The organism is Acidithiobacillus sp. (genome assembly GCF_027322205.1).
Classification (GTDB): Bacteria; Pseudomonadota; Gammaproteobacteria; order Acidithiobacillales; family Acidithiobacillaceae; genus Acidithiobacillus.
In genome coordinates this window covers 1-21,788 of sequence record NZ_DAHVHY010000008.1, presented here as the reverse complement: position 1 = coordinate 21,788, position 21,788 = coordinate 1, and the positions used below count along the sequence as shown (strand labels likewise).

22 protein-coding genes are annotated in these 21,788 nt (G+C 56.9%); all 22 read left to right on the top strand.

Features of this window, described 5'->3' with window-relative positions; genetic code table 11:
• Positions 1-65: 65 nt before the first annotated feature.
• Positions 66-1,319, top strand: coding sequence for a DEAD/DEAH box helicase (locus M7F93_RS02570; RefSeq protein ID WP_298168586.1), 1,254 nt, complete (start codon positions 66-68; stop codon positions 1,317-1,319).
• A 98-nt stretch (positions 1,320-1,417) separates the two neighbouring features.
• Positions 1,418-2,170 (top strand): phosphate regulon transcriptional regulator PhoB, encoded by a 753-nt coding sequence (gene phoB / locus M7F93_RS02565; RefSeq protein ID WP_298168583.1) that lies wholly within the window; start codon positions 1,418-1,420, stop codon positions 2,168-2,170.
• Positions 2,171-2,198: 28 nt separating this feature from the next.
• A complete protein-coding gene (phoR, locus tag M7F93_RS02560) occupies positions 2,199-3,560 on the top strand; it encodes a phosphate regulon sensor histidine kinase PhoR (protein ID WP_298168580.1) in 1,362 nt (453 codons plus the stop codon).
• Positions 3,561-3,853: 293 nt separating this feature from the next.
• Positions 3,854-4,621 (top strand): phosphate ABC transporter ATP-binding protein PstB, encoded by a 768-nt coding sequence (pstB, locus tag M7F93_RS02555; protein WP_298168576.1) that lies wholly within the window; start codon positions 3,854-3,856, stop codon positions 4,619-4,621.
• An 11-nt stretch (positions 4,622-4,632) separates the two neighbouring features.
• Positions 4,633-5,346: a phosphate signaling complex protein PhoU gene (gene phoU, locus M7F93_RS02550; RefSeq protein ID WP_298168573.1), complete on the top strand. Its 714-nt coding sequence runs from the start codon at positions 4,633-4,635 to the stop codon at positions 5,344-5,346.
• A gap of 2 nt (positions 5,347-5,348) precedes the next feature.
• The gene (locus M7F93_RS02545; protein WP_298168570.1) at positions 5,349-6,860 is read left to right on the top strand and encodes a Ppx/GppA phosphatase family protein; all 1,512 of its coding nucleotides are present in this window, start codon (positions 5,349-5,351) and stop codon (positions 6,858-6,860) included.
• A 230-nt stretch (positions 6,861-7,090) separates the two neighbouring features.
• A complete protein-coding gene (locus tag M7F93_RS02540; RefSeq protein ID WP_298168567.1) occupies positions 7,091-7,690 on the top strand; it encodes a DedA family protein in 600 nt (199 codons plus the stop codon).
• Positions 7,691-7,901: 211 nt separating this feature from the next.
• Entirely contained in the window at positions 7,902-8,654 is a 753-nt protein-coding gene (gene rpsB / locus M7F93_RS02535; RefSeq protein ID WP_298168562.1) for a 30S ribosomal protein S2, read from the top strand.
• 28 nt (positions 8,655-8,682) lie between these two features.
• Positions 8,683-9,561, top strand: coding sequence for a translation elongation factor Ts (tsf, locus tag M7F93_RS02530; protein WP_298168558.1), 879 nt, complete (start codon positions 8,683-8,685; stop codon positions 9,559-9,561).
• Complete coding sequence (pyrH, locus tag M7F93_RS02525) at positions 9,562-10,287, top strand: UMP kinase (protein ID WP_298168555.1); 726 nt, start codon at positions 9,562-9,564, stop codon at positions 10,285-10,287.
• The gene (gene frr, locus M7F93_RS02520) at positions 10,284-10,844 is read left to right on the top strand and encodes a ribosome recycling factor (RefSeq protein ID WP_298168552.1); all 561 of its coding nucleotides are present in this window, start codon (positions 10,284-10,286) and stop codon (positions 10,842-10,844) included. Before pyrH ends, frr begins: the two co-directional genes overlap by 4 nt.
• Positions 10,845-10,847: 3 nt before the next feature.
• Complete coding sequence (gene uppS, locus M7F93_RS02515) at positions 10,848-11,609, top strand: polyprenyl diphosphate synthase (protein WP_298168549.1); 762 nt, start codon at positions 10,848-10,850, stop codon at positions 11,607-11,609.
• The gene (locus M7F93_RS02510) at positions 11,591-12,403 is read left to right on the top strand and encodes a phosphatidate cytidylyltransferase (protein ID WP_298168546.1); all 813 of its coding nucleotides are present in this window, start codon (positions 11,591-11,593) and stop codon (positions 12,401-12,403) included. The genes uppS and M7F93_RS02510 overlap by 19 nt, the downstream gene beginning before the upstream one ends.
• Complete coding sequence (gene ispC, locus M7F93_RS02505; RefSeq protein ID WP_298168543.1) at positions 12,400-13,575, top strand: 1-deoxy-D-xylulose-5-phosphate reductoisomerase; 1,176 nt, start codon at positions 12,400-12,402, stop codon at positions 13,573-13,575. The genes M7F93_RS02510 and ispC overlap by 4 nt, the downstream gene beginning before the upstream one ends.
• 15 nt (positions 13,576-13,590) lie before the next feature.
• Complete coding sequence (gene rseP, locus M7F93_RS02500; RefSeq protein ID WP_298168540.1) at positions 13,591-14,949, top strand: RIP metalloprotease RseP; 1,359 nt, start codon at positions 13,591-13,593, stop codon at positions 14,947-14,949.
• On the top strand, positions 14,946-17,291 hold the full coding sequence (bamA, locus tag M7F93_RS02495; protein WP_298168538.1) for an outer membrane protein assembly factor BamA: 2,346 nt from the start codon (positions 14,946-14,948) through the stop codon (positions 17,289-17,291). The genes rseP and bamA overlap by 4 nt, the downstream gene beginning before the upstream one ends.
• A 17-nt stretch (positions 17,292-17,308) precedes the next feature.
• Entirely contained in the window at positions 17,309-17,857 is a 549-nt protein-coding gene (locus M7F93_RS02490; RefSeq protein WP_298168535.1) for an OmpH/Skp family outer membrane protein, read from the top strand.
• A gap of 1 nt (position 17,858) precedes the next feature.
• On the top strand, positions 17,859-18,920 hold the full coding sequence (lpxD, locus tag M7F93_RS02485) for a UDP-3-O-(3-hydroxymyristoyl)glucosamine N-acyltransferase (RefSeq protein ID WP_298168529.1): 1,062 nt from the start codon (positions 17,859-17,861) through the stop codon (positions 18,918-18,920).
• Positions 18,913-19,359 carry a 3-hydroxyacyl-ACP dehydratase FabZ gene (gene fabZ / locus M7F93_RS02480; RefSeq protein WP_298168526.1) on the top strand — a complete coding sequence of 149 codons (447 nt, stop codon included), beginning with the start codon at positions 18,913-18,915 and terminating at the stop codon, positions 19,357-19,359. The genes lpxD and fabZ overlap by 8 nt, the downstream gene beginning before the upstream one ends.
• Complete coding sequence (gene lpxA / locus M7F93_RS02475; protein ID WP_298168523.1) at positions 19,356-20,138, top strand: acyl-ACP--UDP-N-acetylglucosamine O-acyltransferase; 783 nt, start codon at positions 19,356-19,358, stop codon at positions 20,136-20,138. The genes fabZ and lpxA overlap by 4 nt, the downstream gene beginning before the upstream one ends.
• Positions 20,135-21,076, top strand: a complete 942-nt coding sequence (locus M7F93_RS02470; RefSeq protein ID WP_298168520.1) for a Gfo/Idh/MocA family protein — start codon at positions 20,135-20,137, stop codon at positions 21,074-21,076. Before lpxA ends, M7F93_RS02470 begins: the two co-directional genes overlap by 4 nt.
• Positions 21,077-21,120: 44 nt before the next feature.
• A partial coding sequence (locus M7F93_RS02465) for a DegT/DnrJ/EryC1/StrS family aminotransferase (protein ID WP_298168517.1) occupies positions 21,121-21,788 on the top strand: 668 nt, incomplete at its 3' end.

The window sequence follows — 21,788 nt, the reverse complement described above, 5'->3', positions numbered from 1 at the left end:
TTGATGAAGCGTCTGCCATAGACTGGCGCCCCTGTGGCGAGGCCGGTGTTTTCGGAGTAAAAAATATGTCATCTTTTGAATCCCTTGGGCTTTCTGAGCCCATTTGGCGTGCAGCTGCCGAGCGTGGTTATACCACCCCCACCCCCATTCAGGAACAGGCCATCCCGGTGGTCATGTCCGGCGTCGATCTGTTGGCCGGCGCGCAGACAGGTACCGGCAAGACCGCCGCCTTTGCCATGCCCATTCTGCACAAACTGTCCGCTACCGCAGATACCGTGGCGCGTGGTCCTTCCAGTGTGCGTGCGCTGATTCTGGTCCCCACCCGTGAACTGGCGGCGCAGGTAGAGGAGAGCGTGCAGTTGTACGGGCGCTATCTTTCCCTGCGTTCGCTGGTGCTCATCGGTGGTGTCAAGATCAATCCGCAGATGCAGAAGTTGCGTCGCAGTGTAGACGTATTGGTCGCTACCCCTGGTCGCCTGCTGGATCACATCCAGCAGCGCAGCGTCGACCTCTCTCATGTCGAAATTCTGGTGCTCGACGAAGCCGATCGCATGCTCGACATGGGCTTTATCCGTGATATCCGGCGCATCCTTGCGGTATTGCCCAAAAAGCGCCAGAACCTGCTGTTCTCGGCGACGTTTTCACCGGAAATCCGCAGTCTGGCCGATGGCCTGCTGAACAACCCGACCAGCGTCGAAGTCGCAGCGCGCAATGCCACTGCCGACAATGTCGCCCAGCGGGTTTTCGCTGTCGATCAGGATCGCAAGCGCGAACTCCTCGCGCACCTGATTGAAGAACACCAATGGGGGCAGGTGCTGGTCTTCACCCGCACCAAGCATGGTGCCGATCGCCTCGCCAAGCACTTATCCCAGGACGGTGTGCAGGCCATGGCTATCCACGGCGACAAGAGTCAGGGTGCCCGCACCCGCGCTCTGGCGGAGTTCAAGGAAGGCAAAGTGCGGGTCTTGGTCGCGACGGACATCGCTGCCCGTGGTATTGATATCAGCGAGTTGCCCCACGTAGTCAATTTTGAACTCCCCCATGTGCCCGAGGATTATGTCCATCGCATCGGACGGACCGGGCGCGCTGGCAACAACGGTCAGGCCGTATCGCTGGTGAGCAGCGAGGAGCGTAAGCAGTTGCATGATGTGGAAAAGCTGCTGCGCCGCTCCTTCGACCGGGAGATCGTCGTCGGTTTCGAGCCGCGCCAATCCTTCTCCAGCCATGTGCCGTCATCGGCTCCGCGCCGTCCTCAAGCCGCAGGGCGAGGTCGACCCGGTTCAGGGGCGGCGCCTTCGGGCCGTGCCCGCCGTGCCTAAGGGGTTGATCCTTCCCATCCTGCACTGACCGGGTTATCTTTGTTCGCAATGTCTTGGCATCCCGCCAGGGCTTGCGCCACAATAAGCGGATGATGAGCGTGTCCGAGCGAAGGGCAGGTATGGACGAAGACAAGACATCCTCCCGCGTCCTGGTGGTGGAGGATGAGGAAGGTATTCAGGAACTCCTGCGCGTCACCCTGCAGCGTCAAGGCTTTGAGGTGCATTGTGAGGGGAGCGTCGAATCTGCAGAAGCGGTACTCTTGACCTGGGGGCCGCAGTTGCTCGTGCTTGACTGGATGCTTCCTGGCGAGAATGGGCTGGCATGGTGCCGTACCCTGCGCCGCCGTGAAGAGACCCGGAAGCTGCCCATCATTTTGCTTACCGCGCGCGGTGACGAGGGCGACCGGGTGCATGGTCTTGAATCGGGTGCGGACGATTATCTGGCCAAACCTTTTTCTCCGCGGGAGTTGGTGGCACGGGTCAATGCCCTGCTGCGGCGCAGTTATGGCGGTACGACGGCCAGTCGGGTACGGCTCGGTGCGCTGCAGGTGGACCTGCGCGCGCATCGGGTGTACGCCGGTGAGGTACAAATCCATCTCGGCCCTACCGAGTTTCGTCTTTTGCGTCTCTTTGTGACCAATCCAGAACGGGTCTTTTCGCGGGATACGCTACTCGATCAGATCTGGGGGCGGCAGAGCTTTATCGAAGAGCGGACGGTCGATGTTCACATTCGCCGCTTACGGCGGGAGTTGGACCACCATGGTTACGCTCATATCATCGAAACAGTAAGGGGCGAAGGCTATCGCTGTAGTGCCTTGGGTTCCCAGCGAGAAGCGATGGACGGGCGATGACTGGCACGGCGGCTTTTGGGCATTCAGCATGCGGTCGCGCACGTCGCTGTCCTTTTCCGGCGTGAAATACTTCCGTGCCTGGTTTTACCCCATAGCACTCTGGGCGTTGGTTCCGATTTTTCTGGCCGCCGATGATCTGCGTGCCTGGTCCTACCTCCCGTCGGTGGTCATCGCGCTCTTACTGGCGCTTTGGGTTGGCTGGCATCGTCAGCAATCCCAGAGTTTCAGCGCTTGGTTCCGCAACCCGGACACCTCGCTGCCACCGCTGGCGGGGGGGATGTGGGAGGAGACTTTTGCCGAGGGTTACCACTGGCGGCGTGATCAGGAGGCACAGCACCGCCTGTTGAGTGCCCAGATTGTCCAATTGCGCGACGCCTTGCAGGCCATGCCTGATGTCGTGGTGCTCATGGATGAGCGCGGCCAGCTACTTTGGGTGAATCCTTCCGGTATTCGCTTGCTGCAGTTGCAATGGCCGGAGGACGCTGGCAAGCCGTTGGCGTTCTGGCTGAGAACCCCTAATTTGCGCGCCTTTTTGGCCGGTGAAGGACCGCCCAGTCTGCAACTCCCCGCCCCGGCGGATGCCCAGCAGATACTGGAAGGTATGCGCTATCCCCTTGCCGATGCAGGTGCTTTGGTTATCTTCCGGGACGTGACCCGTATCCGCCAACTCGAACAGGTCCGTCAGGACTTCGTGGCTAATGTCTCCCACGAGTTGCGCAGCCCGCTGACGGTGGTGCGCGGTTTCTTGGAAAATATGCTGGACAGTCCCATCGCCGCCGACGATGAGGTGGGCAGTCAACTCCGTCTCATGGAACAGCAGACGCTGCGCATGCAGTCTTTGGTCGAAGACCTGCTGTCTCTGGCGCGCATGGAAGCCGCCGAAGCGAACCCGGAACACTGTGAAACCCTGATGCTCGCGGATATGATACACAGCACGCTGGATACTCTGGCGCCGACGATAGCGCAAAAACGTTTGCAGATCGACACGGCGCTGGATAGCGACCTGGGCTTTTTCGCAGAAACCATAGATCTGACCAGTATCATTCGAAATTTGTTAGAAAACGCCATCAAATATACCCCGGCAGACCGCACTGTCAGCGTACGCTGGGAGCGCCGCCTCGGTGAACTGCTTTTTGTGGTGCAGGATACCGGCGAGGGTATCGCTACCGAGCATTTGCAGCGTATCACCGAGCGTTTTTACCGGGTGGATAAAGGTCGCTCCCGGCGTATGGGTGGTACAGGGTTGGGACTGGCCATTGTCCGTCACGCCGTCGAGCGTTATCAGGGGCATCTGGAAGTAGCCAGTGAAGTGGGTAGAGGGACCACTTTTACTGCACATTTTCCCCTCCACCTCGCCCGTAGTGTTGTGACTGATTCCGCAGTGTCATAAAACGGTAATAGAATCCTGCTATAGTCTCTGGTGCAGACTTGAGCTAAAGCTGTTGGGCGTGCGTGGTCTCCAACACTATGCGTGAGGCAGCCCTGACTTTAAGGGCGCCTCGCTGAAAGATGATGAACCAGCCTACCGCCAATGTCGCCGTCGTCATTTTTCAATGTGCCATGAGTCCTTGATTATTCGGAATGGCAGTATCTGGCCTGGGCGGGCGCGTTGATAGCTGCCATGGCTGTGCTAGTCTTGAGCCTTGTTTCCCACTTCCTTATCAAAGACAGGAGCCCGCGTTAATGTCGGAACCCCAGAAAACCAAAATATCCGTCCGCCACCTGGATTTTTTTTACGGGAGCAACAAGGCCCTCATAGATATCAACCTGGAAATGCCCGAGAATCAGGTGACCGCGTTCATCGGACCGTCGGGTTGCGGCAAGTCGACACTTCTGCGGGTGTTTAATCGCATGTATTCTCTGTACCCTGGGCAGCGGGCGACCGGCGAGGTGCTGCTGGATGGAGAAAATGTGCTGGCCCCCGGCATGGATGTGAATATGCTGCGCGCTAAAATCGGTATGGTATTTCAGAAGCCAACGCCTTTCCCCATGTCCATCTATGACAATATTGCCTTTGGTATCAAGCTCTATGGAAAATTACGCAAGGTGGAGATGGATGAGCGGGTAGAGCAGGCGTTGCGCCAGGCGGCTCTCTGGGAAGAGGTCAAGGATAAGCTCAAGACGAGTGGGCTGGGATTGTCCGGTGGCCAGCAACAACGCCTGTGTATCGCGCGCGCAGTAGCAGTGCAGCCAGAGGTGATCTTGCTGGATGAACCGACTTCGGCACTGGATCCCATTGCTACTCTCAAGATTGAAGAGTTGGTGAGTGAACTGCGGAATCAGTTTACGATTCTGATCGTCACCCACAATATGCAGCAGGCGGCGCGCGTCTCTGATTACACGGCATTTATGTATATCGGCGAGATGGTGGAATTTGGGCCTACCAATCAGTTGTTCACCAATCCCGGTAAAAAACAGACAGAAGATTACATCACGGGTCGTTACGGTTAAGGAGCGCAGCTATGGACAAAGAACCACATATTTCCCGGCGTTTTGAGGATGAACTCCATGAGGTCCACGCCTTAGTGCTCGCCATGGGCGGTGTGGTGGAGGAGCAGGTCACGAATGCCGTCAGGGCACTGCAGGAGTCAGATGCCGAATTGGCCCGTGAGGTGATTGGTCGTGATCATGAGGTGAATGGTTATGAGGTGCGTATTGAAGAGGAATGCATCAATATTCTGGCTATGCGTCAGCCTGCCGCCAGTGATCTGCGTTTGGTGATGACCCTGATCAAAACTATCGCGGATCTGGAGCGTATGGGCGACAAGGCCAGCAAAATTGCCGACATGGCCCTGGCCATGGGGCATGGCGCGCGTAACGCCAATCCGGCTTTTCTCAGGGACGTGAGTGTCATGGCCGACTATGCCTTGAATATGTTGCGCCGCGCCATGGATGCTCTGGCCCGTGCGGATGCGGAGGAAGCCATTGCCGTTGCCAAAGGCGATGAAGTGCTCAATCAGGAATACCGCTCTGCCCTGCGCCGTCTGATTACTTACATGATGGAAGATCCGCGCACCATCACCCCGGCCATTGATGCTCTTTTTATCGCCAAGGCGATTGAGCGTATTGGTGATCATGCCCGGAACATCTGCGAATATGTTATTTATCTTGCTAAAGGAAAAAATGTCCGGCATCTTCCGCTAGACGAGGTAGAACAAAGCATCCAGAGGAAATAGCCATGGCGGAATCCACAGCCACAGCAGAACTCAAAAACTTTCTGGCGGCAGTGGACCTGGGTTCCAACTCCTTTCATATGGTGGTTGCAGAGGAAATTGGCTCTAATATCCGTTTGCATGATCGTTTGCGTGAAGGCGTTCGTTTGGCGGAAGGGTTGCGCGACGACGGTAGCCTCGATCCTGCGATAGAGCAGCGCGCACTGGACTGTCTGGCGCGCTTCGGGCAGCGCCTGCGCGGTATTCGCCCGGAGCGGGTGCGGGTGATCGGCACGAATACCTTGCGCCATGCGAGTGCTGCAGAAGGCTTTGTGCGCGCCATTGAAGAAACACTCGGTTACCCGGTGGAAATCGTGGCCGGTCGTGAAGAAGCGCGTTTGGTTTACCTTGGCGTGGCGCACAGCCTGGCGGTAGACGCGCGTGAACGACGTCTGGTTGCGGATATCGGAGGGGGCAGTACCGAGTTGATTACAGGCCAGGGTTTCACCCCCAATCTGCGGGAGAGCCTGCATTTTGGCTGTGTAGCGTCTACCCGTGCGTATTTCCCCGATGAACTGATTACGGTGGCTGCCTGTGAGCGGCTCGAAAAGCGAGTGCGTGTGGCGCTGGAATCCATGCTCGATGATTTTTTCCACCACGGCTGGGATCAGGCGGTGGGATCTTCGGGTACCATCAAGGCGATAGCCCGCGTCCTCGCAGAAAACGGTCAGGGTTCGCGCATTACCCATGCCGGTATGCACTGGCTGCGTGAGCAAATGATACGTTTAGGTTCAGTGCGTGCGCTGACCCAACTTAAGGGTCTGAAGGCGGATCGTGCCGCCGTTTTTCCGGGCGGATTCATCATTCTTTTCGCGCTCTTCGAGTCCTTGCGTCTGCAGGAAATGCGTTTTTCTGAGGGCGCTTTGCGCGAGGGGGCCATTTATGACCTGCTTGGGCGTATCCACCAGGAAGACACCCGGGAGATGAGTATCCGTGGCCTGCAGGAACGCTTTCATAGCCAGGTACAGCGTAATCAGGGCATAGCAGAGTGGGCAGAACACTTTTTCATGATGGCAGCCGCGTCATGGCCGCTCCACGGCGGTCATCAGCAATGGTTGCGTTGGGCAGCCCTGACCCATGATATCGGCCTCGATATCGCCCATTCGGGATTTCACAAACATGGTGAATATGTCTGGCGGAATGCCGATATTGCGGGATTCTCCCGTCGTGAGCAGGGCGTCGTTGCCGCGCTCGTGCGCACTCAGCGTAAGCGCCTGCCGGGCCTTGCTCAGTTACGTGCTCTGGGTATCGCGGCTGAAGACGTAGTGGTGTTGCAGCAGTTGGCGATCCTGCTACGCCTGGCTATCCTTTTTCATCGCGGCGCGGCGCCGTTGACGGCACCTCCGGGTTTGACCGTGTCTGGTAAAAAGCTGGTGCTGACATTACCGCCGAAATGGCTGACAGCAATGCCGCTGATGGCTGCCGATCTGGAGCAGGAGCAGGAGTGGATCACGCCAGATTTTTGCCTGCAATGGTAATCCCCTAGACCCTTTGTTTTACCGACGCGAGGCGCGGGTCACGCGGGTCAGAGGGGTTTGCCCACTTGGCCCTTATCACGGAAACCTATCCGCCAGCGGCGGTTATCGGGTCACCCACCGTGTTATGCCCGCCGTCTTTACCTTAAAAACCAATTTGCGTCTGCCGACACCTTTGCTATTGTTGCGCATGCCGGAGACGCTCCTGGCAGAAAGAGGGTGCAATCATTGATGTGATCAACGAGGTGCTGAGCTGGTTGCATCTTCAACCCATCACGTTGGCGGTGATTATCGCTTTCCTACGCCAGTATGGTTACTGGATCCTCTTTATTGGCACCCTGTTGGAAGGGGAAGCGGTGGTAATTGTTGCCGGTGCCTTGGCGCATGCCGGCGTCCTGGATCTTCCCATGGTGATATTCGTCTCCTGGCTGGGCAGCACCCTCAACGATCAGGTGCTGTACCAACTCGGTCATCGTTATGGTGAACGCCTACTGAATATTCTGCCGCGCTTTCTGCGCCGCCATGTGAATCAGGCCGAGGGCTTGATCCGCCGCTTTGGTGACTGGGTGACATTGCTGTTCCGGTTCATTTATGGCACGCGTACCATCACTCCCATCCTCCTGGGAGTGCACCGCTACCCGGCACGCCGCTATTTGTGGATGAATCCGATGGCGGCCGCGGTGTGGGCTGCCGCCATTGCCGGGATCGGTTATGTCCTGGGTGCCTCGCTACAGAGCCTGTTGCAAAGCGTTCAGCATGTGCAGATCGCGCTTCTGCTGCTGCTGATTGTGGGGGCGGGGGCGTACTGGTGGTGGCATCGGCATGGTGAATAATGCGCTGTGGCCGCCTCATGGAGGGCAGACCAGCACCTCGAGACCATCTGAACCTCACGGTGATTTGCCAGAGAGCCCGATTTTATGCTAAAACGCGCTGGGCTTCGGCCCAAATACTCACACGCACCGATACAGGTCAGCCGGGTGTCCGCGAGGATGGCTGCCTGGGGTGCGTGGCGGATCATAACCCTTGAAAACTGGAGAAACCCTTATGAGCAGCAATGTAACCATGCGCGCCCTGCTGGAAGCTGGCGTCCACTTTGGTCATCAATCCCGTTACTGGCATCCGAAGATGGCGCCATATCTCTTTGGTGAGCGTAATCGTATTCATATCATCAACCTTGAGCACACCCTGCCGATGCTGCGCACCGCGCTGAGCTTTATCGAGCAGATTTCCCGCAAGCATGGCCGTATCCTTTTTGTCGGTACCAAACGCCAGGCACGCGAGGCGGTCGAGCAGGAAGCCCGTCGCAGCAGCGCCTTCTTCGTCAATCAGCGCTGGTTGGGCGGTACGCTGACGAACTTTAAGACTATCCGTCAATCCATTCGCCGTCTTGACGAGCTGGATCAGATGACAGCCGACGGCACCATGGAAAAGCTGACGAAGAAAGAAGTGCTCACCCTGACCCGCGAGCGCGACAAGCTGGAGCGCAGCCTCGGCGGTATCAAAGACATGAACGGTCTGCCGGACGCCATCTTCGTGATTGACGTCGGCCATGAAAATATTGCCGTGATGGAAGCTCGCAAGTTGGGTATCCCGGTGATCGGCGTGGTGGACAGCAACTGTGATCCGTTGCTCATCGACTATCCCATCCCCGGTAATGATGACGCCACCCGCGCCATTCGTCTGTACGCCTCGCTGGTGGCCGATGCCATTCTCGATGGCCGTCAGGGTGGGGAGTCTGCGCTGCTCGACGAATTCGTCGAGGTGGATGAAGAAACGATAGAAATTGATGCCGACTAAAAGCATTCACCAGAACCAAGGAGCATTCATGGCTATCAGTGCACAACAGGTCAAAGAACTGCGCGAGCGCACCGGCGCCGGCATGATGGAATGTAAAACGGTACTGACCGAAGCCGATGGTGATTTGGAGGCCGCTATCGACCTCCTGCGCGCGCGCGGTCTGGCCAAGGCCGACAAAAAGGCGAGTCGGGTCGCTGCGGAGGGGGTCATTGTTACGGCACTCAGTGGTGACCAGAAGCGGGGCGTCGTGCTTGAGGTGAACTGCGAAACCGATTTTGTGGCCAAAAATGAAGATTTTCTGGCCTTGGCGAAGGACTGTGTTGAGCAGGCTCTGACGCAGGGTTTCAAAGAAGCGGGCGCTTTACTGGCCGATGCGGGTGTGGAAGAACGCCGCAAGGGATTGGTCAGCAAGCTTGGCGAGAACATCAGTTTGCGCCGTCTGCAGCATCTGCAGGTCAAGGAAGGTGTGATCGGTGCCTATATTCATGGTGGCCGCATCGGTGTGCTCGTGGCCTTGGAAGGTCAGGCAGCTACTGGCGAACTCGGTCGTGATGTGGCCATGCATGTGGCGGCGGCGCGTCCCGAGGTGATCCATCCCGGTCAGGTTTCTCCTGAGCGTCTGGCCCGTGAGAAGGACATCCTCATTGCTCAGGCGGCAGACAGTGGTAAGGCCGCCGACATCATTGAGAAGATGATTTCCGGACGTCTGAACAAGCTGCTCAATGAAATCGCTCTCACCGGGCAGCCTTTCGTCAAAGACCCCGACCGCAGTGTCGGTCAACTGGTGCAGGGCTTTCCTGGTGTCGAAGTGCTGGAGTTTGTGCGTTTCGAGGTGGGTGAAGGGATTGAGAAGGCTCCCGCCGCGGATTTTGCCACCGAGGTCATGGCGCAAGTCCGGGGGTCCTGAATGACCGTGCCCTTGTACTCCCGCATTCTCCTCAAACTGAGCGGGGAGGCACTCATGGGCGACGGTCAGTATGGTGTGGACCGTGAGGTTGTGCAGCGTATGGCACGGGAAATCAAGGATGTTTCTGATACCGGAGTACAGGTTGCCATCGTGATCGGTGGTGGTAATATTTTCCGGGGTATGGCCAAAGCTGCTGAAGGTATGGACCGCGCTACTGCCGACTATATGGGTATGCTGGCGACGGTCATGAATGCGCTCGCCGTGCAGGATGCCCTGGAACATCTGGGTTTGCCAACCCGAGTGTTGTCGGCGCTGCACATTGAGCAAGTGGCGGAGCCCTATATCCGGCGGCGGGCTATCCGTCATCTGGAGAAGGGGCGGGTCGTGATTTTTGGTGCCGGTACCGGTAATCCTTTTTTCACTACGGACACGGCGGCCAGTCTGCGCGCTGTGGAAATCAATGCCGAGGTGGTGCTCAAGGGAACCAAGGTCGATGGCGTTTACACCGATGATCCGGTTACCCACCCTGAGGCCATGCGCTACCGGGAACTGTCTTATAGTCAGGTGTTGGAGCAGAATCTGCAGGTCATGGATGCAACGGCCATCACCCTTTGCCGTGATAATGACATGCCGATCATCGTTTTTTCCATCAATAAATCCGGCGCGTTGATGCGGGTGATGCTGGGTGAAGAGGAAGGCACCTCGGTGCGCAGAGAGATTACATGAGTATTCAAGAGATTAAAAAAGATTCCGAAACCCGGATGAAGAAAAGTATCGAGTCCCTGAAGGGGGAACTCACCCGACTGCGAACGGGCCGGGCCAGTGCCGGCCTGCTTGACCATGTGCAATTGGATTATTATGGGTCTCTGACACCCTTGGCGCAGGTTGCTTCGGTTTCGGTCGCCGATGCCCGGTCGCTGCTGGTCACGCCGTGGGAAAAGAATCTGATTCCCAAGATCGATAAAGCGATCCGCGATGCCGGCCTGGGGCTGAACCCAGTGGCGGGTTCGGATAATGTGCGGGTTCCGCTGCCAGCACTCTCCGAAGAACGCCGCAAGGAAATGGTTAAAGTGGTCCGGCAGGAGGGTGAGGGGGCACGTGTAGCTATTCGCAACATCCGTCGTGACAGCATTTCTCAGGTCAAAGATCTGCGCAAGCAGAAAACCATCTCGGAAGATGAAGAGCGGCGTGCCGAGGAAGAATTTCAGAAGCTGACGGACCGCTTTATTGACGAAGTGGATGCGGTGGTGGAGGCCAAGGAATCTGACCTCATGGAGGTCTGACTCATGTCTGTTGCTGACGAAGGCTTGCCTGCTACGCCACGTCACATTGCCGTCATTATGGATGGCAATGGCCGTTGGGCGTACCGCCAGCGCTTGCCGCGGGTGGCTGGCCATCGGCGTGGTGCGGAAGTGGTGCGCGAAATGGTGCAGTCCTGCGTGGATCTCGGCATTCCCTACCTGACGCTTTTTGCCTTCAGTACCGAAAATTGGCGGCGTCCGGCCCTCGAAGTGCGTTTGTTGATGAATCTCTTCCGCCTTTTGTTACGACGGGAAGTTCGTAAACTCCATGAGAATGGCGTTCGCCTGTGCGTCATCGGCGATCGCAGCGCATTGGATTGCGATATAAGGCAACTCGTCGAAGAGGCTGAGGCACTCACTCGTAACAATAAGCGACTCCAGCTCAATCTTGCGGTGAATTATGGCGGACGTTGGGATATTGCGCAGGCAGCATGTGCAGCCATAGCGGCAGCGCAGGCGGGAGAGTTCGCCCTTGAGGACTTTTCTGAGGCACACATTGCCCGGTATCTCTGCCTGGCAGACATCCCTGAGCCCGACCTGCTGATTCGTACTGGTGGCGAGGAGCGCATCAGTAATTTCCTGGTTTGGCAGTTGGCTTACACCGAGTTTTATTTCAGTGATGCGCTTTGGCCGGATTTTGACCGTACGGCTTTGGAGCATGCCCTGCATTCTTTCGCACATCGGCAACGACGTTTTGGACGGACGGGTGATCAGGTGCTGGAGGACGATTGCTCCGTCAGCGACTGATCACCGCCGCTTTGTTGTTTTTGCTGGTTCTTGTGCTGATTTTTTTGGCACCTTTCTGGGTTTTTCTCCTTTTCCTCATGCTGCTGGCGTTCCTGGCGGGACAGGAGTGGGCTCACCTCAGTCTGCTAGCCTGCCCAAACGGGTTGGCCCTGGTATTGGCAGCGCTGCTTCCGGTGTCCATTCTCGCGCAGCATCTGCCCTGGTCCGCGCTGGCACAGGGCAGCGTGATCTGGTGGGCGCTGTTCGCGGCATTGCTGATATGGATACCGCCCTCTTTATTACGCGAAGCAGCGGCCTGGCAGCGCCCGGTGAGCGCCATGGCGGTTTTTCCTGTGCTTTTACCTGCTTTGCTGTTCAGTCTGTCTTTGCAGCAGCGTGCCCCACAGTTTTTGTTATGGGTGATTTTGGTCATCAGTGCGGATGATGTGGGTGCGATGACTTTTGGTAAGATCTGGGGGCGTCATCGATTGGTGCCCCGCCTCAGCCCTGGCAAGACTTGGGAGGGCTTGCTGGGTGGCTTGCTTGCCAGCGCTATTATGGGCACACTGGGGGCTTGGATGTGGATAGGTGCGGCAGCCCCGACCCTCTTTTGCGGAGCCGTGTTGGGGTTGATTACGGGCGCCTTCGCGGTCTTGGGCGATCTTTCCGAGAGCTTTCTAAAACGCCGCGCCGATTGCAAGGATAGTGGCCAGTTGTTGCCAGGGCATGGTGGCCTGCTGGATCGCTTGGATAGCATGAGTGCGGGCATTCCGGCGTTTGTAGCCGGGCTTTATTATCTGGGTTGGTGGAAATGACACGAGGCATCTGCATACTCGGGGCTACAGGCTCCATCGGCAAGAGCACCCTGGATGTGGTGTCGCGTCACCCCGATCAATTCCGGATCGTTGCGCTCACCGGCAATCACCGCGTCGCAGAGATGCAGGCATTGTGTGAGCAACATCACCCTGAATTGGTGGTGATGGCCGCTCCAGAGGCCGCGCAGCAGTTGCGCGTTATCCTGCGTGATATGGGTCTGAAGCATATCCGTGTGGAAAGTGGCCCGGGGGCGCTGGCAGAAGCGGCACGTATGGATGGCGTGGACGAAGTGATGGCCGCTATCGTTGGTGCTGCGGGACTGTTACCGACCCTGGCTGCCGTAGAATCAGGGAAAAAGGTTTATCTCGCCAACAAAGAATGTCTGGTGATGGCGGGTAGCCTGTTCATGGAGCGGGTGCGGCATCATCAGGTGATACTGCTCCCCATCGACAGTGAGCACAATGCCGTATTCCAGTGCTTTGCTGAAGGCAAGGGCGTGCGCCGTGTTCTGCTGACCGCTTCCGGGGGGCCTTTCCGGACCTGGCCCATGGAGCGCCTGGCGGCCGTAACGCCGGATCAGGCCTGTGCCCATCCCAACTGGGTCATGGGCCGGAAAATCTCCGTAGACTCCGCGACCATGATGAACAAGGGTCTGGAGGTCATCGAAGCGCATTGGCTCTTTAATCTCCCCGCATCCCGGATTGATGTGCTGATCCACCCGCAGAGCATCATCCATTCCATGGTGGAGTACGTGGATGGCTCCGTGCTGGCGCAACTGGGTAACCCCGATATGCGCACTCCTATTGCCCATGCCCTGGCCTACCCGGAGCGCATGGAAAGCGGGGTTTCATCGCTGGATCTGGCGCGTGGGCCGGATCTGCAGTTCGAAGCGCCGGACCTACAGCGTTTTCCTTGTTTGGCCTTGGCCTTCAGCGCGCTGAGGGCTGGAGGTGCCGCCGCGACCGTGCTCAATGCGGCTAATGAGATGGCGGTGCAGGCCTTCCTGGATGGTGCCCTGCCATTCTCCCGTATCGCGGCCGTCGTTGAAGACACGCTTACCGAATTACAGCCTGCCGCTCCGGATCATCTGGATGCTGTGCTGGCCGTCGATCAGCTCGCACGGGAAACTGCAGTCCGCCATCTTTGTCGGTACAGATCGGGTATGCAGTGACCTTCCCGAGAGCAAATGCAGATTCTTGAGACCATAGGAGCCTTTATTCTGGCTATCGGCATCCTCGTGCTGATCCACGAATCTGGTCATTTCGCGGTCGCCAAATTGATGGGCGTCAAGGTGCTCAGGTTTAGTGTAGGCTTTGGGCCAGCCCTGATCAGCCGCCGTTGGGGGCGGGATCAGACGGAGTATGTGCTTGCCGCGCTACCCTTGGGCGGCTATGTCAAAATGCTCGGCGAACAGGGCAGTGAGCCAGTCTCGGCCGAAGACCGTAAACGGGCCTTTGATAATCTCGTGCCCGGCAAACGCTTTTTGATTGCCTTGGCGGGACCGATGGCTAACCTTCTGTTTGCCATCGTGGCCTATGCTGGGGTGGCATGGCTCGGCATTCCGGGATTGGCACCCATCGTCGGTCTGGTACAGGATCATTCCCTTGCAGCTCAGGCGCAATTGCAGCCGGGGGAACGTATCACGAGGCTCGACGGGCAGCCTGTCTATACTTGGGAGGATCTGCGTATGGGGCTCCTCTCAGCGGCCATTGCACGCACTCCGGTGACCCTGCAGACGACGCGCCGTGATGGCGCCCAGGTGACCCATGTGCTGCCTCTGCAGACGCTTACCGCCGATGCTGTGGGGCCGGACCTTATCAGTAAAGTCATCGGGATGGAGCCCTACCTGCCCGCCGTCATCGGTACCGTAGAGCCGCATAGCCCGGCACAACTGGCCGGGTTGCGAGCAGGAGACCGCGTGGACGCCATCGATGGGCATAGGATTTCCAGTTGGGAGAGCCTGGCCCGGCATGTCGAGTCGCACCCCGACAAAGTGATCCGGCTGCGTTATGTGACGGCGCAAGGCCTTGCAAAAGCCGTAAGTCTCACTCCGCAGATGTTTCTCGACAAGGCCGGAAAGCCGGTAGGCCGTATCGGCATCATCATGGCACCTCTCCCCCAAAATCTGATTGTCCTGCGCGAGCGAGGGCCTCTGGAGGGCCTGGTCTATGGGGCACGAACGACTTGGCGGATGTCGCTCATGACCGTCGAGATGATCGTACGGATGGTGCAGGGTTTTGTATCTCCGGACAATATCAGTGGTCCGATTGCCATCGCGGAATTTGCCGGGCAATCGGCACAAGCCGGTCTGGCGCCATTTTTGTCTTTTCTCGGGCTGATCAGTATCAGTCTGGGGGTGCTTAATCTTCTGCCCATTCCGATTCTGGATGGGGGGCATCTGGTGTTTTACGCCGTGGAGATGGTGCGTGGTAAAGCACTCCCTGCGGTGGTGGTGCAAAAAGCGCAGCAGATCGGTATAGTGCTGCTTCTGATGCTCATGTCCTTCGCCTTCTACAATGATATTATGAGATTGCTGACACCGTGAAAAAATTCAGCCTCAGTTCGGCCTCTCCCATCCTTTTCGCTGCCGGTGTGGCTTGTGTTGCCGCCGCTTGGGCGGCGCCAGCCTGGGCATTTACGCCCTTTACCGTCAAGAATATAGAAATTCGTGGCCTGGAGCACATCGCGCCCGGCACAGTCTACAACTACCTGCCCATCCATATTGGCGAGCAGGTGGATGACCAGAAGGCGCAGCAGGCCATCAAGGATCTCTATTCCACGGGATTCTTCAAGGATGTGACCATCGCCCGCTCTGACGGCAATCTGCTGGTCATCGTGCAGGAGCGGCCCATCATCTCCAGTATCAAGATGACGGGCGTCAAGGCTTTTTCCAAAAGCGAGGTGAATGGCACGCTCAAGGGTGTCGGCCTGGTGGACAGGCACATCTTTAATCGTTCGATCCTGGATCAGGTGGTGCATGGTCTGCAGGAGCAGTACGAAGGCATGGGCTATTACAATGCCAAGATTCATGCGCGAGTGGAAAAGTTGCCACGTAACCGGGTGGCCATCCATATTGACGCGAAGGAAGGCGAACAGGCGACCATCAAGCAGGTGACCATTGTGGGTAATCATGCCTTCAGTGAAAGCCGTCTGCGCGGCCTTTTCAGTATCGGCACACCGGATGCATTTTCCTTCTTCACTAAAAATGATCGTTATTCCCGTGCAAAGCTTATGAAAGGCCTGGAGAAACTCCATAATTATTATCTGGACCGGGGTTATCTGAATTTTGATGTCGAATCGAGTCAGGTGCAGGTAACGCCGGATCGACGCTTTGTATATATCACCGTCAATGTGCACGAAGGGAGTCTCTATCATATCCAATCAGTGGGTCTGAGTGGTAATTTAGTCGTGCCGAAGCCGGAACTGGAAAAGCTGGTGGAGATCAAACCGGGCGAAGTATTTTCCCGAGCCAAGATCAACGACACCAATAGTGCCATTGCGAATAAGCTGGGAAATTTGGGCTATGCTTTTGCCAATACCACGCCGGTGCCCAAAGTGAATGCGAAAACCCACGAAGTGGCTCTGAACTTTGAGGTGGACCCGGGTCGTAAGGTCTATATTCGCCGTATCGAGATCACCGGTAATGACAAAAGCCGGGACTATGTGGTACGGCGTCAATTCCGGCAGATGGAAGGCGCCCTTTATGATGGTGCGCTGATCCGACGTTCCAAGATGCGTCTGCAGCAGACGGGTTTTTACGACAAGATTGATACCAAAACCATACCGGTTCCCGGGCATCCTGATCAACTGGATCTGGACGTCCATGTGAGCGAAAGACCGACCGGCAGTTTCAGTATCGGTGTTGGTTATTCCAATGCCTACGGTATCATGTTCAACGGCTCTATCAGCCAGAACAACTTCATGGGGACCGGTAATGCCTTAGCGTTCTCGGCGAATGTGAGTGGTCTGGGGACGGCGTATAACCTTTCCTTTACAGACCCGTATTTTACGCCGGACGGTATCAGTCTCGGCTTTAGTCTGTATCGGAACAACACCAATCTTTCCATTCTATCTGTAGCCCCTTATCAGGAAATTGATTACGGCGGAACTACCACGCTGGGTATTCCGGTGATGCAGTATGTCTATGATTATATGTCACTGGGGTTCAGTAATACGACGATTAACCTGTTTGCTAATCCGCCGCTAATTTACCAGAATTATGTCAGTACCTTTGGTAATACCGCCACGGCATTGACCGTGGGTAATGACCTGATCTATGACAGCCGGAATTCACCCATTTTCCCCACCAAAGGGTTTTATGGAAGTCTGTCGCTGAAGGCGGCGGTGCCCCCTGCAACATTGCGTTGGTACAAGGCGGAGATTAAAGCGGACTACTACCATCCCATTAATTCCTGGTTGACGGCTGGGTTAAGTGGCCGTTACGGGGTTATTAACGGCTATGGGGGCAAGCAGGTCCCGTTCTTTAATAACTACTATATGGGTGGCCCGACTACCCTGCCGGGTTATCAGACCTACTCATTAGGACCACTGGTGGGTGGCTATCCCGTAGGTGGTACCCGCGAGTTATTGTTTAATGCCAGCCTGTATTTCCCGCTACCGGGCCTCGCAAACAATAACAATTTCCGAATGTCACTGTTTTTGGCCAGTGGGTGGGTTTATGGTGTCAACGCGGACCCTAGCGGCAATCAGTACACTTACAACAACAGTTACTTCCCGAGTCTGGGTCAAATGCGGACGACGGCGGGTGTCGGCTTCCTGTGGATCAGCCCGATGGGACCCTTGCGCCTGTCTCTCGCTGTACCGCTCAACAAGCAGCCGGGCGATTTGACCCAGCCCTTGCAGTTCACTGTGGGTAATAACTTTTGATGGTGCGGTGTTAGGATATGAACCGACAGTTGCGCATTGGGGTCGTTCTCATTGGGGTCGTTCTCCTGTTGATGTTGGCTTCGGCGGTGGCGTGGGCAGACCCGCTGAAGATCGGCTTTGTGGATCTCGACCGTGCATTGCGCGAATTGCCTGAGGCGCAGGCTGGCGCGACCAGCCTCAACAAACAGATAGCGGCGAAGCAGAAGGAAATCGAGGCCAAGCGCCAACAGGTCGACGCCTTTCAAAAGACCCTGGAAAAAGATTTTCCGCATCTGACCAATGCGCAAAGGCAGGAACGAGAGGCGCAACTGCAGAGTATGATTCTCAATTTGCAGCAGTTCCAGCGGCAGGCCCAGGATGGTTTGAACTATCAACGTAATCAGATTCTGAAAAACATACAGGATCAATTGGTCAAAGTGGTGAGCAGAATTGGGCGCGCCGGGCATTATACGGTTATCCTCAATGATAAGTCTGTGCTTTATGTCAATGGCGCCATTGATATTACCTCGCAGGTGGTGGCAGCGATGGCGGCCAAACCTGCTTCCAAAGTGAACGGTAGTAAATAGGGTGGCGCATGGCCTGTATCTCCTCGGTGATCTTGCGCAAGTGGCTGGCGCTCAAGTGCGTGGCGATGCTGGGTATCAGATCAGTGGCGTGGCGCCTCTCAATATGGCCGGCAGTGCGGACCTCGCTTTTTATCGGGACCCGCGTTTGCGAAATCTGCTAAAAGCGAGCAAGGCCGGAGCTGTGGTTATTACTCCGCAGGATGCGGAGAAGTTTGCCGGCAACTGCCTGTTGACGGACGATCCCTACGCGGCGTTTGCGCGGATTATGCAGTACCTCTATCCGCAGGGCACCCTTCAGCCTGGACTGCATCATACGGCACAACTGGCGCGAGACGCGCAGGTGGATCCCGGTGCCCGCATTGATGCCTATGTGCAGATAGCGGCCGGAGCGGTGATCGCGGCAGATGTTTGGCTGGAGGCCGGTACCTTTATTGGTGCGGGCGTGACGGTGGGGCGCGGGTCACATCTTTATCCCGGCGTTAAAATTTATGCGGGCTGCAAACTGGGTGCCGATTGCATCCTCCACGCGGGCGCGGTGATCGGTGCCGATGGTTTTGGTTTTGCCGAGGCCGATGGCCGGTTTCTGAAGATACCGCAGGTGGGTCGTGTGCTCATTGGAAATGGCGTGGAGATTGGTGCCAACTCCTGCATTGACCGAGGTGCGCTGGCCGACACGGTGATTGAAGATGGGGTAAAGATAGACAATCTGGTGCAGATCGGGCACAACGTCCAGATCGGCGCGCATACGGTTGTCGCCGGACAGACAGGTATTGCAGGAAGTACGCGGGTTGGTCGTCATTGCCATATCGGTGGTCAGGTGGGAATTACCGGCCACATAGAAATTGCCGATGGCTGTGTGATCGCCGGACAGAGCGCGGTGACGCATTCTTTGCATCGTCCCGGTATTTATTCAGGGGTGATCCCTGCACAGGAAGTGAACCGTTGGCGACGCATCGTAGCGCGTCTTAACGGGCTGGACGCACTGTTCCGCCGGATGAAGCGAATCGAACGTGAAGTCGGGCAGGATTTATCTACAAACGGAGAGTCGTCTGATCGTGAATGAGCTGAATATTCAGGATATTCTTAAACGCTTGCCACACCGCTATCCATTTTTGCTGGTGGATCGGGTGATTGAAATAGAGATAGGGAAGCGTTTACGTGCTTTGAAAAATGTCACCATGAACGAGCCATATTTTCAGGGGCATTTCCCGGGATTTCCGGTTATGCCGGGGGTGCTCATCATTGAAGCGCTCGCCCAGGCGGCGGCCCTCCTCGCCTTTGTTTCCGAAGACAAGTATGGCGATAATGCAGCGGTTTATTTTGCCGGGATCGATAAGGCACGTTTCCGCAAGCCGGTGACGCCCGGTGATCAGTTGGAACTCATCGCCAATGTAAGCCGCCGGCGTTCCGGTATGTGGCAGATGGAAACGGTGGCGCTGGTCAATGGTGCGGAAGTCGCTTCGGCGCTGTTATTGGCCACATTGCGCGAGCATGTCCAATGACCGCGCAAATTCATCCGCAGGCTATCGTCGATCCCTTGGCACGGATCGGCGAGGGTTGCGTAATCGGGCCTTTCGCGGTTATCGGCGCAGGAGTGGAAATCGGCGACCACTGCCAGATCGGTGCGCATACGGTGATTGAAGGCCCTAGCCGCTTGGGGACCCATAACCATATCTTTCAGTTTGCGTCTGTTGGTACTGCTCCGCAGGATCTTGGCTACACCGGCGAACCTACTGCACTCGAAGTCGGCTCACACAATACGATACGCGAGTTTGTGACCATCAATCGTGGCACCGTGAAAGGTGGTGGGATCACGCGAATCGGTAATCACAACCTTCTCATGGCCTACTGTCATGTGGCCCATGACTGTTGTATCGGCGATCAGGTGGTGATGGCCAATGCGGCCACACTTGCCGGTCATGTCAGTGTCGAAGATCACGCCATCCTCGGCGGATTGTCGGCAGTACATCAGTATGCGCGGGTAGGGGCACATGCGATTCTCGGCGGCGGTACCATGGCTCCACTGGATATTCCGCCTTTTATGATGGCGGCGGGTAACCATGCCAGGCTACACGGGATTAACGTTCGCGGCCTGGCGCGGCGCGGTATTTCCCGGGAGACTATCTTACAGATTAAGCGGGCTTATCGCCTGCTCTTCCGTTCGGGGCAACGTTTGGATGGTGCCATGGACGAAGTTTTGGAACATGGTTTGAATGCGCCTGAAGTGGCCTATCTCTTGGACTTTATTCGCAGCAGCAAGCGAGGGATTACCCGGCCATGAAAAACATGAGAACTGGCGTCATAGGGGTGGGTCATCTGGGGCGTTTCCATGCTCAGAAATATGCAGCACTTTCGCAGCTCGTGGGTATTTTCGATCAACATGCCGAGCGCGCAACGGTGGTGGCGGCAGAGTTGGGCTGCAGGGCTTTTTCCAGTGTTGGTGCGTTGCTGGCTGAAGTGGACGCGGTGTCCATTGCCACCCCCACCTCCACCCACTTCGCGGTGGCAGAAGCGGCCATGCAGGTCGGTGTGCACTGTCTGGTCGAAAAGCCCTTTACCCTGGATACCGAAGAAGCGGATGCACTGATCGGCATGGCGCAGGAACGTCACCTGACGCTGGCAGTCGGCCATATCAAACGGGTGCATCCGGCGATTCAGCACTTGCGGCAGGCTGGCTACGGAGCGCCCCGTTATCTCGAAGCGGAACGTCTGGCGCCTTTCAAGCCGCGCTCGCTGGATATCGATGTGATCATGGATCTGATGATTCACGATCTGGATCTGACTTTGCTGCTGACCGGTGCTGAGCCGGTAGACGTGCGCGCCGTAGGGGTCGCGGCAGTGACGGACAAGGCCGACATGGCCAATGCCTGGATGACGCTGAACAATGGGACGGTAGCCAATCTGGCGGCCTCCCGGGTAGTGCGGGAGCCTGCGCGGCGCATGCGTATCTTTTGGCAGGATCGTTATGCCTCCGTGGATTTTCTCAACAATACCCTGCATATCTACCATCGCGGCGCGGGAGCGGTGCCAGGCATTCCCGGTGTGCGTGATGAGGCCGTGGAGTTACCTAAAAGGGATGCCCTGGCGGCGGAGATTGAGGATTTCCTGAATGCCATCGTAATGCACCAGCCGGTGTTTTGCGATGGCATCGCGGGTCGGCGAGTGCTGGCAGCGGCGCTGCAGGTGCGGGTGGCCGTGGAGGCTTTTTTACAGCACTGAGCCATGTGTTCGTGTTGGTCTTGACGTTTTTTGGACGGTGATACATGACTCAAAATACAGCAATTCCCATGGTTGATTTGCGCGCGCACTTTGCGCCGCTGCGCGAAGAGATTCTGACGGGGATGGGGAAAATTCTGGACGATGCCAGCTTTATCCTGGGAAATCAGGGGCGTGCGCTGGAGGCGGAGGTGGCAGGCCTCGCCGGTGTTGCGCACGGTGTGGGCTGCGCTTCCGGGACGGATGCCCTGATGCTGGCCTTGCGCGCTTTGGAGATCGGTCCCGGTGATGAGGTGATCGTCCCCACCTTTACTTTCATCGCGACGGCAGAAGCCGTGCTTTATGTGGGCGCCACGCCGGTTTTTGTCGATGTGGATGAGCGTTTTTATGCCATGACCGTTGCCGGCATTGAGTCAGCTATTACGCCACAAACCAAAGCGATCATCCCTGTACATCTTTACGGCTTACCTGCGGATATGCCCGCCATCATGGCGCTCGCTCAAAAGCATGGTTTACGGGTCGTTGAGGATTGTGCCCAAGCCATTGGTGCCGACATTAACGGACAACGGGTAGGCAGCTTTGGCGACCTCGGCTGTTTTTCTTTCTTCCCCAGCAAAAATCTCGGTGGTGCCGGGGATGGTGGAATGGTGGTGACCGCGGATGCGGAGCTGGAACGTAAACTGCGCGGACTGCGCAACCATGGTTCCTGGCAAAC

Excerpts from the sequence above, each read along its gene's own strand:
- M7F93_RS02570 (WP_298168586.1), top strand. The coding sequence starts at position 66 with ATGTCATCTTTTGAATCCCTTGGGCTTTCTGAGCCCATTTGGCGTGCA.
- phoR (WP_298168580.1), top strand. The coding sequence starts at position 2,199 with ATGCGGTCGCGCACGTCGCTGTCCTTTTCCGGCGTGAAATACTTCCGT.
- pstB (WP_298168576.1), top strand. The coding sequence starts at position 3,854 with ATGTCGGAACCCCAGAAAACCAAAATATCCGTCCGCCACCTGGATTTT.
- phoU (WP_298168573.1), top strand. The coding sequence starts at position 4,633 with ATGGACAAAGAACCACATATTTCCCGGCGTTTTGAGGATGAACTCCAT.
- M7F93_RS02545 (WP_298168570.1), top strand. The coding sequence starts at position 5,349 with ATGGCGGAATCCACAGCCACAGCAGAACTCAAAAACTTTCTGGCGGCA.
- rpsB (WP_298168562.1), top strand. The coding sequence starts at position 7,902 with ATGAGCAGCAATGTAACCATGCGCGCCCTGCTGGAAGCTGGCGTCCAC.
- tsf (WP_298168558.1), top strand. The coding sequence starts at position 8,683 with ATGGCTATCAGTGCACAACAGGTCAAAGAACTGCGCGAGCGCACCGGC.
- pyrH (WP_298168555.1), top strand. The coding sequence starts at position 9,562 with ATGACCGTGCCCTTGTACTCCCGCATTCTCCTCAAACTGAGCGGGGAG.
- frr (WP_298168552.1), top strand. The coding sequence starts at position 10,284 with ATGAGTATTCAAGAGATTAAAAAAGATTCCGAAACCCGGATGAAGAAA.
- uppS (WP_298168549.1), top strand. The coding sequence starts at position 10,848 with ATGTCTGTTGCTGACGAAGGCTTGCCTGCTACGCCACGTCACATTGCC.
- ispC (WP_298168543.1), top strand. The coding sequence starts at position 12,400 with ATGACACGAGGCATCTGCATACTCGGGGCTACAGGCTCCATCGGCAAG.
- rseP (WP_298168540.1), top strand. The coding sequence starts at position 13,591 with ATGCAGATTCTTGAGACCATAGGAGCCTTTATTCTGGCTATCGGCATC.
- M7F93_RS02490 (WP_298168535.1), top strand. The coding sequence starts at position 17,309 with ATGAACCGACAGTTGCGCATTGGGGTCGTTCTCATTGGGGTCGTTCTC.
- lpxA (WP_298168523.1), top strand. The coding sequence starts at position 19,356 with ATGACCGCGCAAATTCATCCGCAGGCTATCGTCGATCCCTTGGCACGG.
- M7F93_RS02470 (WP_298168520.1), top strand. The coding sequence starts at position 20,135 with ATGAAAAACATGAGAACTGGCGTCATAGGGGTGGGTCATCTGGGGCGT.